Source organism: Solibacillus sp. FSL K6-1554 (assembly GCF_038005185.1).
Lineage (GTDB): Bacteria > Bacillota > Bacilli > Bacillales_A > Planococcaceae > Solibacillus > Solibacillus silvestris.
Genome location: NZ_JBBOSS010000001.1, coordinates 667,664 through 684,243, shown reverse-complemented (window position 1 = coordinate 684,243; position 16,580 = coordinate 667,664). Strand labels below are relative to the sequence as shown.

12 protein-coding genes are annotated in these 16,580 nt (G+C 36.7%); 2 read left to right on the top strand and 10 right to left on the bottom strand.

What is annotated here, in order from left to right; translation table 11 throughout:
- Positions 1-57: 57 nt before the first annotated feature.
- The 5 genes from MHB58_RS03375 to MHB58_RS03355 form a co-directional block, all read right to left on the bottom strand.
- Positions 58-2,448: an RCC1 domain-containing protein gene (locus MHB58_RS03375; protein ID WP_051032377.1), complete on the bottom strand. Its 2,391-nt coding sequence runs from the start codon at positions 2,446-2,448 to the stop codon at positions 58-60.
- A gap of 17 nt (positions 2,449-2,465) precedes the next feature.
- Positions 2,466-4,463: a pectate lyase-like adhesive domain-containing protein gene (locus MHB58_RS03370; protein ID WP_340734682.1), complete on the bottom strand. Its 1,998-nt coding sequence runs from the start codon at positions 4,461-4,463 to the stop codon at positions 2,466-2,468.
- 330 nt (positions 4,464-4,793) lie between these two features.
- On the bottom strand, positions 4,794-6,023 hold the full coding sequence (locus MHB58_RS03365; protein ID WP_340734681.1) for a fibronectin type III domain-containing protein: 1,230 nt from the start codon (positions 6,021-6,023) through the stop codon (positions 4,794-4,796).
- A gap of 146 nt (positions 6,024-6,169) precedes the next feature.
- Positions 6,170-7,555 (bottom strand): Ig-like domain-containing protein, encoded by a 1,386-nt coding sequence (locus MHB58_RS03360; protein WP_340734680.1) that lies wholly within the window; start codon positions 7,553-7,555, stop codon positions 6,170-6,172.
- 666 nt (positions 7,556-8,221) lie between these two features.
- The gene (locus MHB58_RS03355; RefSeq protein WP_014824707.1) at positions 8,222-8,770 is read right to left on the bottom strand and encodes a hypothetical protein; all 549 of its coding nucleotides are present in this window, start codon (positions 8,768-8,770) and stop codon (positions 8,222-8,224) included.
- Positions 8,771-8,839: 69 nt separating this feature from the next.
- Between MHB58_RS03355 and MHB58_RS03350 the strand changes: the two genes are divergently transcribed.
- Entirely contained in the window at positions 8,840-9,271 is a 432-nt protein-coding gene (locus MHB58_RS03350; protein WP_340734679.1) for a hypothetical protein, read from the top strand.
- Between the two features lie 9 nt (positions 9,272-9,280).
- On the opposite strand, the gene MHB58_RS03345 is transcribed toward MHB58_RS03350, so the two are convergent.
- On the bottom strand, positions 9,281-9,448 hold the full coding sequence (locus MHB58_RS03345) for a hypothetical protein (protein WP_340734678.1): 168 nt from the start codon (positions 9,446-9,448) through the stop codon (positions 9,281-9,283).
- Between the two features lie 553 nt (positions 9,449-10,001).
- Between MHB58_RS03345 and MHB58_RS03340 the strand changes: the two genes are divergently transcribed.
- A complete protein-coding gene (locus MHB58_RS03340; RefSeq protein ID WP_340734677.1) occupies positions 10,002-11,075 on the top strand; it encodes a hypothetical protein in 1,074 nt (357 codons plus the stop codon).
- An 851-nt stretch (positions 11,076-11,926) separates the two neighbouring features.
- Here the strand turns inward: MHB58_RS03340 and MHB58_RS03335 are convergent.
- The 4 genes from MHB58_RS03335 to MHB58_RS03320 form a co-directional block, all read right to left on the bottom strand.
- Positions 11,927-12,073 (bottom strand): hypothetical protein, encoded by a 147-nt coding sequence (locus tag MHB58_RS03335; RefSeq protein WP_340734676.1) that lies wholly within the window; start codon positions 12,071-12,073, stop codon positions 11,927-11,929.
- Positions 12,074-12,118: 45 nt separating this feature from the next.
- The gene (locus MHB58_RS03330; protein WP_340734675.1) at positions 12,119-12,583 is read right to left on the bottom strand and encodes a JAB domain-containing protein; all 465 of its coding nucleotides are present in this window, start codon (positions 12,581-12,583) and stop codon (positions 12,119-12,121) included.
- Positions 12,584-12,966: 383 nt separating this feature from the next.
- Positions 12,967-14,091, bottom strand: coding sequence for a hypothetical protein (locus tag MHB58_RS03325; protein ID WP_340734674.1), 1,125 nt, complete (start codon positions 14,089-14,091; stop codon positions 12,967-12,969).
- Between the two features lie 80 nt (positions 14,092-14,171).
- Positions 14,172-16,094: a beta strand repeat-containing protein gene (locus MHB58_RS03320; RefSeq protein ID WP_340734673.1), complete on the bottom strand. Its 1,923-nt coding sequence runs from the start codon at positions 16,092-16,094 to the stop codon at positions 14,172-14,174.
- Positions 16,095-16,580: the final 486 nt, after the last annotated feature.

Sequence of the window (16,580 nt, the reverse complement as noted above, 5' to 3'; positions counted from 1 at the left end):
GCGCCCCTTTTTTGTATAGCAAAAAGGATTCGGCCAACAGCTCCGAATCCTTTTTCTTTATAGTTCAATTGTAAATTTCATCTGTACTGGTTCTCTTAACTGAAGACCATACTTCGTTTTTACCGTACTTTCAATGAATAGATAATGATTGGCGCCTTTTTTGTACGTAATTCCGTTTTGCGGGCGAATTTCCAATGTTTTACCATCATTTGATAACTGATAGCCAACCGGTATTTTATCGCCGGATTCATCCAAAATATAAGCAGCATTTTCGTTAAGGGATGCTAAATCCAACTGTTGGTTAAACTTTATATACCATGTTTTCGTCGGATTAACACCAGTTCGGTCGCCCATATTTTTGTAGCCAACGCGCGGATAGGAAATGGCATCCGCCCTTTTCTCCACTGTTACCGTGACCAGAGCCAGCTTGCCCCCGTCCACCGTACTGACAGCAATCACCGCCGTCCCTGCTGTATGGGCAGTGAGTCTTCCTGTTTCGTTGACACTGACAACTTTTGCATCGCTCGAACTCCAGCTTACGTTTTTATTTGTCGCATTCGTCGGCAAAACCGTCGCATTTAATGTTGTTGTTTCTCCTACGATCAAATTTAATTTTGGCCCTTTATTTAACGTAATGCCTGATACCGGAATCGTACTTAATACATCTTCCGATACAAAAAAGCGGTTCCTTGGAATATCGGTTACAGCATTTGTCCCGATATTCTTGTTTAAGGGGTCATTTCTTTCTACCCGTCTCGGTCCAGTACTTGCATCACTGACGATAAAGGAATAAGCATGATCCCCAGGTTCAAGTGTTTGCTTCAATGTCCAGACATTGTTCGCCTGCTTCGTCAATGGAACTTCTCTCCATGCAGTAAAGTCCCCGATCACTGCTACATAAGCTGTTTTCGCATCTAATTCCAGCTCACCATTAAAATCATAGCTGCTGTACGTAAATGTGACTTCTTTATTGGAAATGATCGGTCCTTCTACAGCGTAAGGTGCAACTTTCAGCACACTATACGGACTGCCATCATTCATATCGATTGTTTTATTCGGATTGAGCGGATCTACCGTCCAAACCCCGTTCACTTTAAAGCCGTATATATACTCGCCCGGCTGTAACGTGACTTGCAGTTCCCAGACATTATTTGATCCCGTATCGTCTAACGGAATTGAATTCCATTCATTAAAGTTACCATAAACTTCTACACTAGATGTTCCAGCATTCCCGATATAGCGGAATAGCACTTGGCTCCCTTGAACAAAAGGAAATTCGCTTGGTTTCATCACTTCATCAATGCCTGAAACCTGTTTGAAAATCGGCAGTTTTGTAGTTGAATCAGAAGAGGCTTTGTCCCACTGCCAAACCGTTCCATCTTCTTTGACGGCTAAAATATAGCTGTCACTATCACCGCCGCCGCCGATCGCAATGGCACTCGATAAACCTTTTACCTGAATTGGTGTAGAACGATTAGAGGAAGTGCCTGATGTATGTCTACCCCATGTCCAGACTGTCCCATCCTCTTTGATGGCGATGGAATGATTATTTCCCGCGGCAATCGTTTTGACTTTATTCATACCCTCTACTTGAATAGGGCGCAGTTTACTTTCCAGCCCCCCATCACCAAGCTGTCCGCTTGAATTGAATCCCCAGGCATAAATACTGGTGCTATCCTGCTTTAAAGCAAGCGTATGGTTGGCGCCTGCAGATATATCCACAATATTGCTAAGTCCTGGAACAGCGGTTGGATTTGTATTGATATCAGTCGTTTCGCCATTGCCCAGCTGTCCAACTGTATTTCGCCCCCATGCCCAGACAGTGCCGTCGCTTTTCAGGGCTACGGAATGATTATCTCCTGCTGCAACTGCAATAATGCCGGAAACGCCGCATACTTGTACATGGGCAAGAGCAGGATTACAATCGGTCCCTATTTGGCCGTAATCGTTTCTTCCCCATGCCCAAACTTGTCCATTTTCATCGACGGCCAGTGTATGATATTCTCCAGCCGAAATAGCAATAATTTTAGAAGTGATGCCAGTTACTTTCGCAGGTAAATTACTGAATGAATTAGCCGTAGTATACCCTAACTGACCCTGGTTATTTCTTCCCCATGTCCAGACTTCACCGTTCCTATCAAGCGCAACTGTATGATTGCTTCCAGCGGCAATCGCTTTTATATTCAGCAAACGATTTCCGTCTGCTTTTTGAATCGGAATCGGAGAAGATGTATTACTGCCATTTGCCCCTAATTGGCCATAAGAATGGTCGCCCCAGCCCCATACACTGCCATCTTCCTTTAATACAATAAAATGATTTTTCCCTACATCAACGACATCTTCATGATTTGTAACACCATAAGCTTCCGCCGTTTCAACAAACGGCAGAAGTGTTGAGAGAGTAAGCATCATGATCAGCATTATATAAATTGCTTTATGTTTGGCCATCACATTATTACCCCCCATTAATTAATAGTCACATTCATAATTATGCTATATTGCTTTTCTTCATATGTTCCTTTTAAAGTAACTTTGAGCGTTTTCCCTACATATTCTTCACTCAAGTTATTAATTACTAAGATTCTATTGTTTCTAATAGATGCTTCAAGATTAGTATCATCAATTTTCCAGTCCTGAACATTCTCTGCAATAGTTTTGCTCTCTGTATTTAGCTGATCAAATTCAATCTCTTTACCTAACTCAGAGTCGTCCCAGTTATAATCTAATGCTATTTCACCGAGAACTGTGCCTAGATTATTCTCTTCCCCTGGTCCAGTTTCACCCGTATTGATTTTCTCCAGAACACCCGCTCCCGTATAAGCCGGCAATGTAACAGATTCCGGATGTGTCACGGTTAACTTCATACCTGCTCCAATAGACCAGCTGTCGATGGAAACATTGTGTTTTACCGTCAATTTTGCATCCTGATTTGTTGAAGCAATAGTTCCGTAAGCGCCTTCTAAAATAACTTCTTTATCACTAGCCAGCGTTACATTCTGTTTATTCGAGTTTGTCAGCACTAGACGCACAGGTGCAATGTTATTAAATACAATGCCATTTGTTGCTGTGAAGTTAATAAGATGGATGGAATTAACACCGCCGCTTATAACGTCCAGTACATTCGCTGTCACATTTTCAAGAATTACATTTCCTGACCCTGCATCAACAGTTAATGTGCCTGTAATACCTATATTATTTAATTTAATATTTAAATTCTTTGATCCATCGCCAAGCCTAATATCGCCAGCAATTTGTGCATTCGAAGTACCGTTAATCGTAACATCTCTGTCAATCAACAATTGCCGAGATAGTGGTATATTACTCGTTAGATTAATTGTTTTAATTTTCGCATTAGCTAATGCCATTTCCAGTTGAGCAAGATCATTGACCTGAACTGTACTAAATTGGTTAGCATACGTGACTCCTAGCTTATTCAAATCTTCGACCGATAAGCCAGTAAGAATGTTTTCAAAAATTTTCGGTTTCGACATCAAATCATATAATGTATATGTTTTACCAAAATCACTTGCTTTTTTTGTAATATAATTACTTACTTTAATGCGTGTATTATCCAAATATGCCTCATCTATATAGTTAATTTTAAATGTTGTTGAATCTAAAATCCGACCATATACATCGTATGCTTTTAAAGAGAATTCTTCCAAATCATCGACTTCAAGCGCCTGGTCATTCGCATAGCCCAATGTAAATCCTTTCACGCTAGGGTGAGGTTCAAGGTCGCGAATAAGATTATTATTCAATCCTACTTTCAATCTTGATACAGCATTATCAGTCAGTACATCGATATTCGTTAAAGTCGACGCTTCCTTTTCTGATACAACCCCTTTGTAACGGTGAATTGTCTCGATTTTATTTAAATAGTATTTTGGAATATGCACAAAAATATCACGAGGTGCATTTTCTTCAAATATTCTATTGATCTGCCCTGTTCCTTCTGCCCCCTGTGCTAAAAATACAGTTTCAAACCCAGGCAATAAATCGTAAACTGCAAACGGAAACTCTAAATCTCCAGATTGACCCAAGTATAGACCAGCACCAGATTTAATAATTAACTTGTAGCTTTTCGATGTATCTGTATAATCTATGTAATCCAGGTTTTTAAAGTGGATGGAAAGAGTTTTCCCCGAAATCTCTATTCGATCTACAATATCAATTATATTTGCTACTGGAGCTTCGCCTCTTTTTTCTGTACTTGCAACTACAGAAACATCGCTTAACGGAACAACTGTTACCGGAATAGGCTGATCAAAAGTAACATTCAACTTTTTAATTCCATTAACTCCATTAAAAGTTTGTATCGTTGTCTCGTCTTTTATAAACGTATATTCATACGGTTTTAAATTTGATGCTTGTATAGTGCCGCCGCCAAATGCAAAAAGACCCGCGACTATTATCATTGCTAATAGAAATGATCGGCGTGAAAAATTCTTTACTTGCTGCATGTAATTACCTCCAATTCTTTTCTGAAAACTTTTGTAATATCTTGTTTGAATCTACTTATAGTCCTCTTTAAATAGTATCGGTTAATCATTGGTAGGATTAAGGTAATAATTCATATTTTTAGCACTTTTAATGGTAAATAGCGTATTTCACTCTAGTTTTATAAAAACCCCTGCATAGAACGCTTATGCAGGGGTTTCAAGAATTTATTAATAGGTTATTTTAATTGGTAGCAGCGGTGCCAGCAATCCCTGTTACAGTACCAAAAAATATATCTTTATCAGTACCTTCAATAGAAACAGTACTTGAAGTACCTGTAGTTCTACTTGTAACTACGAGTTTATTTTCAAAAAATCAGCTACTCCTTTACTTGATATTGCAGTGTTAATGGCATTCAATAAAGCTGATTTTGTTTCTGTAGCAGCTGGTACCATCACTGGAATTGCTGCTCCATCGATTGTAACTAGAAAGTGTTTATCAATGGCATTAATTATATTTTTTACTGTGCTATCATCGGCTAATACTATAGCCCCCTCCAATTTCCCTGCTGTAGCGGCGATATAGTCTTTCGCCTGAGCAGTTATGGTACTAGAAGCAGGTGAGTATACATCACTCACATTTACTGCATAGATGACAGTGGCATAGTCTGTTCCAGCCTCTAAACCACTTATATCTAAACTACTGCTATTTAAATTAGTTACTTTCACAAATTTTGCACCTGCTGTATCTTTCGAAACGGCTATTCCTTCTGCATAATAAATTACATAGCTAGTAGCCCCAGATTTCGAAATATCTTCTATTGTTAATGGCTTCCAGTTTACTGTCACTTGTCCATTATTACCAGAACCCTGTTTATCCGATACTGAAGAGCGTTGCATCTGTATGAGAGATAAAGCAAGATCTTTTGCTTCAGTTGTTTTAGCTGTTGCTACTGAATTATTGAAAACAGTTTGGAATGCCACTACAGTAGCAAAACTATTTCTTGCATTGAAAATTGCCTGATTGACAGTAGTCTTATTTGTCAGCGAATTATATTCTGTTAAATCAATACCTAATGTTATGTGATCATTGTTAAATACGACCCCTAAACTACTTGCATTCATGGCATTTTTAATTGCTGAAAATGCTTTTTGAGTAGCTATGGCTTCATTAAACGCTATTTTAATAGCTGTTGCATTTAAATAACCAGTTTTTTCGTTATACAGCATCGTATTAACCGCAGATTTGTATGAAGGTGCAAGGTTTTTATAGTCAGCTAAATCAGAAATCCCTAAAATCAGATGATATGCCAGCAAGACCGCCTCCATATTACCAGCACTTATTGTAGCTTTAATCGCCGCAACTGCCGTATTTTCACCGATAGGACCTTCATAATTATTTGCCTTTAAACCTCTTTCAATTGCCGTACCATTTCCCGCTAGCTTAGTGATTACCCCATTATTCGTGATATCTGCTTCTAAATTTCCCGCTACATTTAACGTAGTTATTGTTGCTCCATTTTCTATCTGCAGTTTAGCTGATTTCAGCACGTTTATTACGTTGATTGTGCCACCAAGCTTCACTAGGGCCGTAGCGCTAGTGAAAATTTAATTAGATAACTTGTTCCCTCATTGCTACCTGTGTATGTAGAGCCTGTTAATGAGACGCTACCAAGCGAGAACTGAGCTGGACTTACAATCGTTACTTTTTCATCAAATGTCACATAAAGCTATGATGCTGCAGCTGTCAGTGACGGGCGTGTCGTGTCGCGCAGCTGATTCGATGTTGCTAAAAAATCAACTGCTGTATTCAGCCTTAAGTTATTGCCCGCTGCATCCTTTACTGTTCCTGTTATTTTCAGCGTATAGTCCGTTGCGACCAATGTATTCGTGCCTCCAAGAGTCAATGTGACGGATTTTTTGTCGGCACTTAATACTGCTACCGCGCCTGTACCACTTAATAAATTTGAGGTTGTCGCAGTTGATTTATATAAATTATATCTTCCTACATTCGCCACTGTTTCTTCATCCATATTTTCTGAGAAGTAGACTTTTATGTGGCGATTATCGACTGCCTCTACTCTTTCAATTGCAGGTGCTTGATAGTCATAGCCAAATTCAGAGTTGCTAATAGTCGCTTTTGTATTATTAACCGATAAAGCCCCTTGCTTCCCAGATAACGGATATCTCGATGACGCAGATGCAATCGTTAATTTATAGCGTGTATCATCAGACTGTGACTTTGCGACATCTGTTACTTGGAGTATGGTTCCGTCCATATTCACTCTAAATTTATCCGCGTCAGATTTTGTCAGTTCATACGTTGGTGTTGCAGCTAATATAACTTCAACAGATGAAGAACTTACGACATTCGATTTTGCTACAGTCAATTGTGCAGTAATTGAAGCCGTTTCGATGACCTGTTTCGCTGTCGTGACTGCTTTTTCCGCATCTGCAATTGCTTTTTCGGCAGTATTTACGGCAGTATTTGCTACGTTCAGCTCTGTAATTGAATAGCCTTTAATTCTCGCTGCTTTAATAAGTTCCTCTGCTGCCTGCACTTTTTCTTTTGCAGCAGCGATCGCTTTTTCTAAATCTGCAACAAAGGTATTCGCTCTTGATAATTCATCTTTTGTTCCAGCTAAAGGATTTGCAAACACAGGCTGCCCTGTTTTAATAGCTTCCGATGCTATTTTTGCTTCCTGTGCAACTGAGTTGGCTATTTCTAGTACACCCAATACTGTAAATTGAAATTTCGTATTGGGTAATGACTGCTCAGTTAAAGATTGAATCGAAGAATGTAAGTACATTATGTAGGTTTCACCAATTGTATAAGCAGCATTAGTAGGTGTAACAGTAATCGTCGGACCATTTACGGTCACTTTGACATCTACTTTTGTGCCATTTTCTCTTTTGACATAAACATTCTCATTGGAAACTGAGCCACTATCTACGAGCTCTGAAAATGTGACTTTCCAAGCTTTATTTACATTGCCAGTTGTATTTGACGGGTATTCCACCCATTGCTCTGCGGCAGCTACATACGTATGAGCATTAGGTATACTGAGTGAAATAACTAATAAAAATGTTGCTAAAATTTTTATGAATTTCTGCATTCTTTCCCCTCCATTAAAATAACTGTTTGATTTGAAATATTTTACTAAGTAATCGTCATTGCCTGCACATATTCCAACTTCTTATGTATGTATGCAATACTCCATAAATAGGGCATCCTGTTTCTTACTTTATATCGTCCAGTTTGTTCCACATATTAGTCTATTGGGTGAGAATAGAGAATAATGCCAATTATTTGATTGGCACAATCATTCAGATACTTATTTAAAAATTATTCACTTTCAAATTTACACATCCGCCAAAAATCTGTACCATTTTTCTGCTTCTGAGCTATTAAAAGACTGCTAATTTTATTAAATTAAAATTAATTTAATTTAAAAAGACTAAGACCGATGTTATAATAATGTTGGGGAAATAAATAATTTTATTGATGGCACGCCGTATGCGGTGAAAGTCGCACGTACGGTGTAGGCTCCAAACGAAAACTGATTTTTCAGTATAAGTGGAGAATAGCCACAAAACATTTGAAGTAATAGGCATTGAGTAATCCCAATGCATAAGGGTTAGCCTTTAATCGGCTAACCCTCTTTTTATTTATGTCGTTTTTTATGGTTCTTTAATATATTTTCATGCCATATGCCATGAAAATATATTAACTCATTTGACTTAGAACTGTTTTATTAATTGCCCTTCAAGCACTACTTAGCTTAGCTTTCCTTTTTTATCGTAAAGTCTACTTTCACAGATTGCTCGAGCACCTCGCCATTTCTGCCCAATATATTTTTGATAAACAGTGTATAGGATTCTCCAGGGATATAGTTCTTATTCGGTTTTATTGTTAGGGTCGTTGTACGTTCATCTCCACTATAATAAAAGGATTGAGTAATCTCATTTCCTGTACGATCTAGTACATAAATAGCATGATGTCCGCCCATTCCAGAGTAATAAGGGAGGGCGAACGTTATTTTCCATGTTTTATTTTTTTCTACATTCAATTGAGTAGGCCAGGCCTTATATTCCTGCCTATCATCACCTTCTGAGCTCCAAATAATCTTAGTTTCCTTTGAATCTGCAGGTGAAAGGTAGGCCAAGAGCGGCAAGGAATGATCTAGCGCAATTGTTCCGGTAGTTTTAGACAACCTGATTATAACAGTCGATTCAACTGATTCGCCGGGTTTCACAGGATTTTCAGAATAAAGATGGTAATCTATAGTTGTTCTATATATTTTTTTAGTAGAGCCATTCTTCCATTCCATTACCCTATCACCTCTTTTCTTTTAATTTATGGTATAATATTTTACAATACTTGTATATGGAGTGGTTTTATGAAAAAAATAGTATATGTATTTACAGTTTGCAGTACCCTGCTATTGTTTGGCTGCACGGAAGAAAAATCTTCTGAAGAAACAGAACCAGTTACACAAGTTCCAGTAGCAAATGAAAAAGGAACCGAAGAGAATAGTTCTCTACGTGAAGAACAAACTTCTACCGATGGTCAGAGTGAACAGAGTGAAACTGAAAAAGTAATTACCCCTAAAAAAGCTGAAGAAGTTGTACAAAATATTGTGGAAACTGCACAAGAAGATCAAGTCGTCAACGATATAAAAATTGACGATTCTAAAGATGAAGTTATTGCGAACATTACATTTAACGAAGAAGTTTCTGATAAGGAACGTGGAAGTTTTCTATTCAACTATATGTTATTTTTAGAGAAACAGTATCCCGAGCAAGAAGTGAAAATTAATATTGAAGAATAATATCAATGTTTAATATAGTCTTAATTCTTCATAAGAAACTAAAGTAACTATATAAGATTTGTTCAATGGATAATTACAACTGGCTTTTGCATTAATTTGCAGAAGCCAGTTTTTATTTTCTTTTTCCTTCGCAAATTGCACACCGGAAATCCCACTTGCTAATTGATTTAAGCTCAAGATAAAGGACTCAACCGTCTATCTTTTGCTGTTTTTACATGCCAACTTCTATATGCTAACCTACCTAAGAATGGCATTTCCCCATTGTTTCCCCTATATTTTGTTTCGATAATAGAAAATGAATTTCGAGTATACCCTCCTTTTTACTTAAACGATTAAGTAATACTGGTTAGCAGAATCTGCAAGTATATGTACTGTGTTGGTCATACTATAGCAGGATTGGATTATATAAAATCTATATAAGATTGACTACTCAATCACATGTTAGCGCCAGGTAAGACTCTATTGAAAAAGCTAAAAATCAAACATATCATTATACGCTCGATGATCATACAACCATATTGATTGTAATCGTTTGCCGATTAAGCTCCATCTTAAGTGACTAAACTCCCTATGTTTTTATCTCTCAGAAGTAATATAGCGAACTAACATAAAATAACCTATTAATTACAAAAATAGTAAATTACGTGGTACAATGAACATAAGATGACTATAAAAATTTAGAGTATTTTGTTCTCTTTATTACCAGAACCACGAAGGGATGTAGAATTAAATGGAATATATAAATGCGTTATTTTTAACCTTATTGGTAGTACTATTTTCTTTTATTAATTTTGCAACAACTACAGAAGCAGAATCATGGGAAGTAAAAGATGAAAAGATTGTAAAAGATCCTCAAAAGGTTTGGAAAATTACTTTTAGTGATGATGTTAATTTTTCTACTATTAATAATCAAAATATCTATGTTAACGAAAATAATAATTTAAAAATTAATAACGAAGTTGAGGTAGGTGAAACAAATAATGTTGTTTTAATTTATCCACCTGAGAACGGTTATGAAGTAGGGGGAAATTATACACTATATATCACCAATATTGTATCAGCAACAGAGCAACCACTAGCACAATCAGTAAAAATGAGTTTTAGCATAGAGCAAGGACTTATGGAGTATTCACCATATTTTGTTGCGAATGGTGTAGGAATATCATCAAAATTCATTGAAAATGAAGATTTCTCAGATAAAAAAATAAGGTATTTAAAAAGAGAGATTAAACCGGATCCGATGGAATTTCCAGGTAAATTACAACATCAGTTCAATGGAACTTATTCCAATAGTTTTACATTTAAAGTACCTGAACAGCAAGATAGTCTTGAAGTAACCCTAAATTTTGATTTCCTAGATGAATATGAACAAGTTGTTGCTGTTGATCACAGTATGATAAATTTACAAAAGACAAAGGTAGATAAATCAGCCGGTCTGAAACGAGTATCAGAAGATTCAAATTTAAAGATATCAGCTTCCAGTTATTCCAATTCAAAGTATATAAATTATACTACTAGAGCTATGGGTGTAAATGACGGTTCATTTTTTACAACTCATCTAAGTGAAGAAGACTTTACAATTGATGAAGCTTTAAAAGAAACAGCAATACTTTACTATATGGGTGAAAAACAAGAAATAAGTAAAATAAGTAAATCTGCCCATGCTCGACAGATCCCATTGAATGACTTTGTACCAAAAAACAATAAAATATATGCAATGATAATCGTTTATGACGAGGATTTTAATGCAATTTATTATATGGAAGAAACATTTAATTTTTTGACAGATTTTAATGAGGAGTAATTGATAAATTTAACAAATGAGTTTCAAGATTATTCTATATTTCTATTTCTTGCTTACTGTTGAGCGCAACTACAACGTTATTGGCTGAAAGCCGGTGGTAAAACTGGCGATAGGTGTTGAAGAATGCAATCGTTTATTTCATGTCGAGCGTAAAAATTAAACACCTATCACCGGAAGAACGTTTGTAAGCGCGCCAGCAAGAAGCACCCCCTCGTAGCTTTACATTTCGATTAAATTTACCGTTCTCCTTCATTTTGGAAAAAAACGATATCGAAAGCAGCGACTGCTACTTGTTGCCACATTCGATCCTCACCTCTTTCTACTTCCACTCGCGACAGTATTTATATAATGCCGTCAGTTTTTCTGCACGCAAAAATAGCTCATGCTTTATGTTGCATGAACTTTCCATTTGGTTAATATAATACATTTACTTTTGTCGCTAGATTGGCATTACTATTGGCGTGAGTTCTTTAATGATACTCATTCAAGTTGCTTCTTTTACGACTACCAGTTTTTCTAAATGAGCAATATAATGACGAATGATGTTTCTAATTTTTACATCTTGTATTCGATTTACTATATAAATTATTTCTTCGACATCGATTACTACTTCCTCGATAATCTCAAAGGCGCGACTGGTTCTGCTAGGAACTCTCCATAGTACCCAATTATATTCTTTTCACTGTAATAGGTATCGCCATTAATCAACTCTCTCACATATTTTCTAATGTATATCATCTTCACGCCCACATTCACTCGATATGACTTCACCATTTAGTAACCAAACTTCATAAGGATCAACAACCCATTTCTACTAAAATCACAAGATATTCATCACCATTTTCATCCGTTTAACTAGCACTTTCTGTTTTAATTAGACCTTCTAAATGGTCAACAACTCCTACTGGTACAAGGTTTTCATCAAACTCTTCTTTAAACAAGTTTACAGACTCCACTCCTACTTCACTAAGGGGAACAGAGATACCGTACTTTTCCAACATCACTTCTGCTAATGCTTAAATGCATTCATGTAAATCACCCCTTTACATATAGCCCTTCTCTTTGAATGATAGAAAAGTATTCGATGACAAAATTACGTGGTCAAGAACATCAATGCCAAGTATTTTACCTGCTTCTACTAATCTTTCAGTCACATCAATGTCTTCTGGTGAAGGTGTTACATCATTCGAAGGATGGTTATGCCCTACTACGCAGTTTGCACAATTTGCTAAAATTAAAGCTTTCATGACATCCCTCGGATGTACAATCGATGCATTGATTGAGCCAGTGTGAACAACTTGTAGCACTTGTGGCTCGTTCTTTGTTGACATGCCTAGCACCACAAAGCGCTCTCTGTCACTGTCTCCAATGAAATCACGAATGATGTTTGCAGCATCTTCAGGTGAACGTACACGTCTGCCACTGAACAGCTGCGATCCCTTTCTTTCTAGTACGACATCGACTAGCTGAATGCGTTTGGCTGGTTGTTTCTTTTGATTTTCTTTCATGTGAATTCCTCCTTGAAATAGATATAGCCTATCATTTCATTTGAAATGACAAGCATGTTTATACGACTTCAAGAATATAATATATGAATGAAATATATGTTATTGCGGGTTTGATTACCGAACCAAGTTTTTTTATTTAGACAAAAGAAAAATTCAACACCTCGTCTGTTCCTTGAAAATGAAAAAAGATATATAGTTTGAACAATAACCTACTTCTGCTCTTTTAAATTATCAAAATAATGAAGTCCGGATATAAAAGAAAATCCCCTCCAAAAACCGATTATTTCACCGACTTTTGAAGTGGATTTGTTCTAATTTTTCATGGATTTTCAGCCGTTATTTTTCGGGCATATCCACCCTACTAGCAAACTTCTCTCCTCCTATTAAATACCCACGTGTATATGATCCACGATAAATTGCCAATAGTGTTTAGTCGATAGCACCAACTTCGTTATATCCTTATAATTTGCGTCTAACCAAAATGGTCCTAGCGCTGATAGAGTGTATTCTTCATCCACCACTAATTCTTCACCTCGCCAAGCACGAACCTCTAAAGTTTCACCTTCAGACTGTTCAAGCCACGCTGCCGTAAAGTAAGCACCATAAAAATCAAATCCCTCTGCTAATTCAATTGTTACTGGATGACCTGATGAATTATAGCCTACATATTCTCCTGATATAGTACCATTAGAATAACCCTCACCTTTATATAACTTATTATGTGTCACGACTAAATTTGACCAATTTAGTCCACCTACACCATTAGGCATTTTTTGAATTTCTGAATACGTAATTCCTGCAAAATCGACCGTATTCTTTATATTTTTTTCCGTTCTATCTTCTTCCCCTAATACAATAGAAGAGACTTTAATTGGACAACGATTTAATTCCATTACACGCTTAACTACTGATTTGCCATTCTTAGCCTTATAATTAATAGTCCATGAACCTGGATTACCAACAAATGAATATTTACCTTCATTTGTTAATTCAAGTTGTTTTATTTCACCATTGGAATGTTGTGCATGAATGGTTACTAAATCTGAATTACCTCGTTTAATACTTCCATCATCTTGTTTAATATAAACTTCTCCACTTATTGTTAGAATAGGCGCAATTCCAACCGGATCCGGCACTTTATCTATTATAATACCTGGTCTAGCATGTGGTGCTGCTGAATATGTACCATGTTGTATACCATTATAACTTGTTATTTCCCATCCTTCGGGAACAATCACTTCAAATTTATAAGTACCTGTAGCTTTCACATCTACTTTTTCTTCCGTTAAAGAATGTGTAAAATTTGCAAATCCATTTAAATTTGAACGTCTAGCCACTGTTGTTCCATCGGGGCGCGTCATTTTCACAACTACCTTCATCATCGGTAAATCTTCTATATCGTATAATCCATTGCGGTTCACATCATTATAGATATAATTTGAAATGTTAGGTGTTGTAGCTTTTACTGCATACCAGTTTGTTCGTTTTGCATAATATTGATTACTCATAATTCTCATTCCTTCATAAAAATTTAAATAAAGAAAAGCATTGAGAGAATTTCTCTCCCAACGCTTTCATTTATTTCTTATTAAGGTGTAACTGGTGTCGTTACTTTTTCTAATAAAAGAGTTCCTGGATTTAAAGCATCTTCTTTAACTTCGTATTCAACACCATCAATCGTAATAATAGAACCTTCTGCTACAGTATTTACATCTGTTACTGTAAATTCAACTTGTTTGTCTTCACCATCAACAGTTGCTACATTTGCTTGCGTACCACCAATTAAAATAACAGGAAGTTCTAAAGAATCTACTACTTCTGTAAATGTAATTGTTACTGTAGTATCGTTTACTGCTAGAGTAGTTGGTGCATTAACTGCTCCTGTACCACCGTCGTTAGTTACTCCACCGTCGTTAGTTACTCCGCCGTCGTTAGTTACTCCGCCGTCGTTAGTTACTCCGCCGTCGTTAGTTACTCCGCCGTCGTTAGTTACTCCACCGTCGTTAGTTACTCCGCCGTCGTTAGTTACTCCGCCGTCGTTAGTTACTCCACCGTCGTTAGTTACTCCGCCGTCGTTAGTTACTCCGCCGTCGTTAGTTACTCCGCCGTCGTTAGTTACTCCGCCGTCGTTAGTTACTCCACCGTCGTTAGTTACTCCGCCGTCGTTAGTTACTCCGCCGTCGTTAGTTACTCCGCCGTCGTTAGTTACTCCGCCGTCGTTAGTTACTCCACCGTCGTTAGTTACTCCACCGTCGTTAGTTACTCCGCCGTCGTTAGTTACTCCACCGTCGTTAGTTACTCCACCGTCGTTAGTTACTCCACCGTCGTTAGTTACTCCACCGTCGTCTTCTGCAATTACAGTCACTTCACCAGTAAATGTGAATGAAGATGCTGCGAATTTAGAATCTAATGTTACTTGAACTGTACCTGTTACAACACCGTCTTTTACTGTACGGTTAAGGAACTTAACTCCTGTAATCATTTCTTCTTCTAAAATTTCTACATCTTCAGCTGTTTTGCCAGCAGTTACTGCTGCAAGTACATCTGCTTTTGTAAATGCATCCACAATATTACCTTCTGTAGCTACATCAGTAACCTCTTTAGTAATTGCTTTTGCTTTAGCATCTTTTAATTTTAATTCAGTAATTTGTGGAGCAGAGTTATCTACTTTAACAGTTACTGTACCTTTAACTACCGGTAAGTCACCAAAGTTTTCTAAAAGAGTGATTGTGATTTCATCACCTTTTGCTACTTTAGATGTATCTGTTACTGAAACTGTAATTGCACCATCTGCATAAACAGCTGATACTCCAGTTTTATTTGATTTAGCTTCTAAGTCACCGAAGTTTGCAGTTGTTACTTCTACACCTTCGAAGTAACCTTTTACATTTACAGTAACATTGTTAGCTGTATATAAGTCTAATGTATTTAATTCTTTTTCTTTACCATCTTTGTTGAAAGATAATTCATAAGTATCAGCTGTAACTTCTTCGTCAACTGCTACTGTTTCAATTGTGTAAGAAGCTGCTAATTTATCATCTAAGAAATATTGTACTGTATATTTACCTTCAGCAGATAAGTCTTGAGCAACAGCGATGTCTTCTACTTCTGCAAAGTTTTTACCTTCTTCATCAGATAATTTCACCACTAATGTAGAAGCCTCACCTGCATTAAATGCTTTACCATATTGATCTAGTACTTTAGGTGCCACTAATGTAACATCACCAGCAACTACTTTTTGATTTTCAATTTTTTCAATTGAAGTTTCTTCACGTTCTGCTTTTACTTCTACAGATACTTTTACTGGTTCTTTAACATCTGTAAAGTATACGTCAAATGTTACATTACCTTCTTTAACTGGTACAATTTTACCACCTTCGAAGTATGCAACATCTAAGTTTGAAGAAATAGCACGGTCAACTGTTAATGTTGCTGCCTCTAATTCTTCTTCAGTTAAAGTTTTGCCTAAACCGTTAATAGCTCCAGTAGCTTCAAAAGTTACTGAAGCCATATCTGTAGTAACATAAGATAATTCGTTTGATAATACAGCACCTGTAACAGTTTCTACAGCACCAGATTTAACTGATACAGATACGAAATCAGCAGCTACTACTTCTTCAGGTAATACATTACCTTCAGAATCTGTTACTTGAACAGCATATTTGAAGTCCTTAGTCGTATTTACATTACCAGTAGTTTTAGAACCACTTAAGTCATTTGTATCGAATAAGAACGATGCTGTATAACCTTCATATTTTTCTTCGAATTCTGCTTTAGTTAACTCTTCTTTACCGTTAACAGAGAATTTAAGGTCAGTTGCAACACCTGAAGCAATTGTTTGGTTAATCGCACAAAGTTAACTAAAATTCCACTCATTTTAAGGATTTCTGAATCCCATGTCTCCCAAGAAATTGAAAGGTATTATCAAACTAACTATACAAAAAATTAACCTAATATTTAGTAGAGTTCTTATATACATACGATAATAAATTATAAA

Bases quoted from the DNA above. Each gene is read 5' to 3' on its own strand.
- MHB58_RS03375 (WP_051032377.1), bottom strand. From the start codon at position 2,448: ATGGCCAAACATAAAGCAATTTATATAATGCTGATCATGATGCTTACT.
- MHB58_RS03370 (WP_340734682.1), bottom strand. From the start codon at position 4,463: ATGCAGCAAGTAAAGAATTTTTCACGCCGATCATTTCTATTAGCAATG.
- MHB58_RS03360 (WP_340734680.1), bottom strand. From the start codon at position 7,555: ATGCAGAAATTCATAAAAATTTTAGCAACATTTTTATTAGTTATTTCA.
- MHB58_RS03355 (WP_014824707.1), bottom strand. From the start codon at position 8,770: ATGGAATGGAAGAATGGCTCTACTAAAAAAATATATAGAACAACTATA.
- MHB58_RS03350 (WP_340734679.1), top strand. From the start codon at position 8,840: ATGAAAAAAATAGTATATGTATTTACAGTTTGCAGTACCCTGCTATTG.
- MHB58_RS03340 (WP_340734677.1), top strand. From the start codon at position 10,002: ATGGAATATATAAATGCGTTATTTTTAACCTTATTGGTAGTACTATTT.
- MHB58_RS03330 (WP_340734675.1), bottom strand. From the start codon at position 12,583: ATGAAAGAAAATCAAAAGAAACAACCAGCCAAACGCATTCAGCTAGTC.
- MHB58_RS03325 (WP_340734674.1), bottom strand. From the start codon at position 14,091: ATGAGTAATCAATATTATGCAAAACGAACAAACTGGTATGCAGTAAAA.
- MHB58_RS03320 (WP_340734673.1), bottom strand. From the start codon at position 16,094: ATGGCTTCAGTAACTTTTGAAGCTACTGGAGCTATTAACGGTTTAGGC.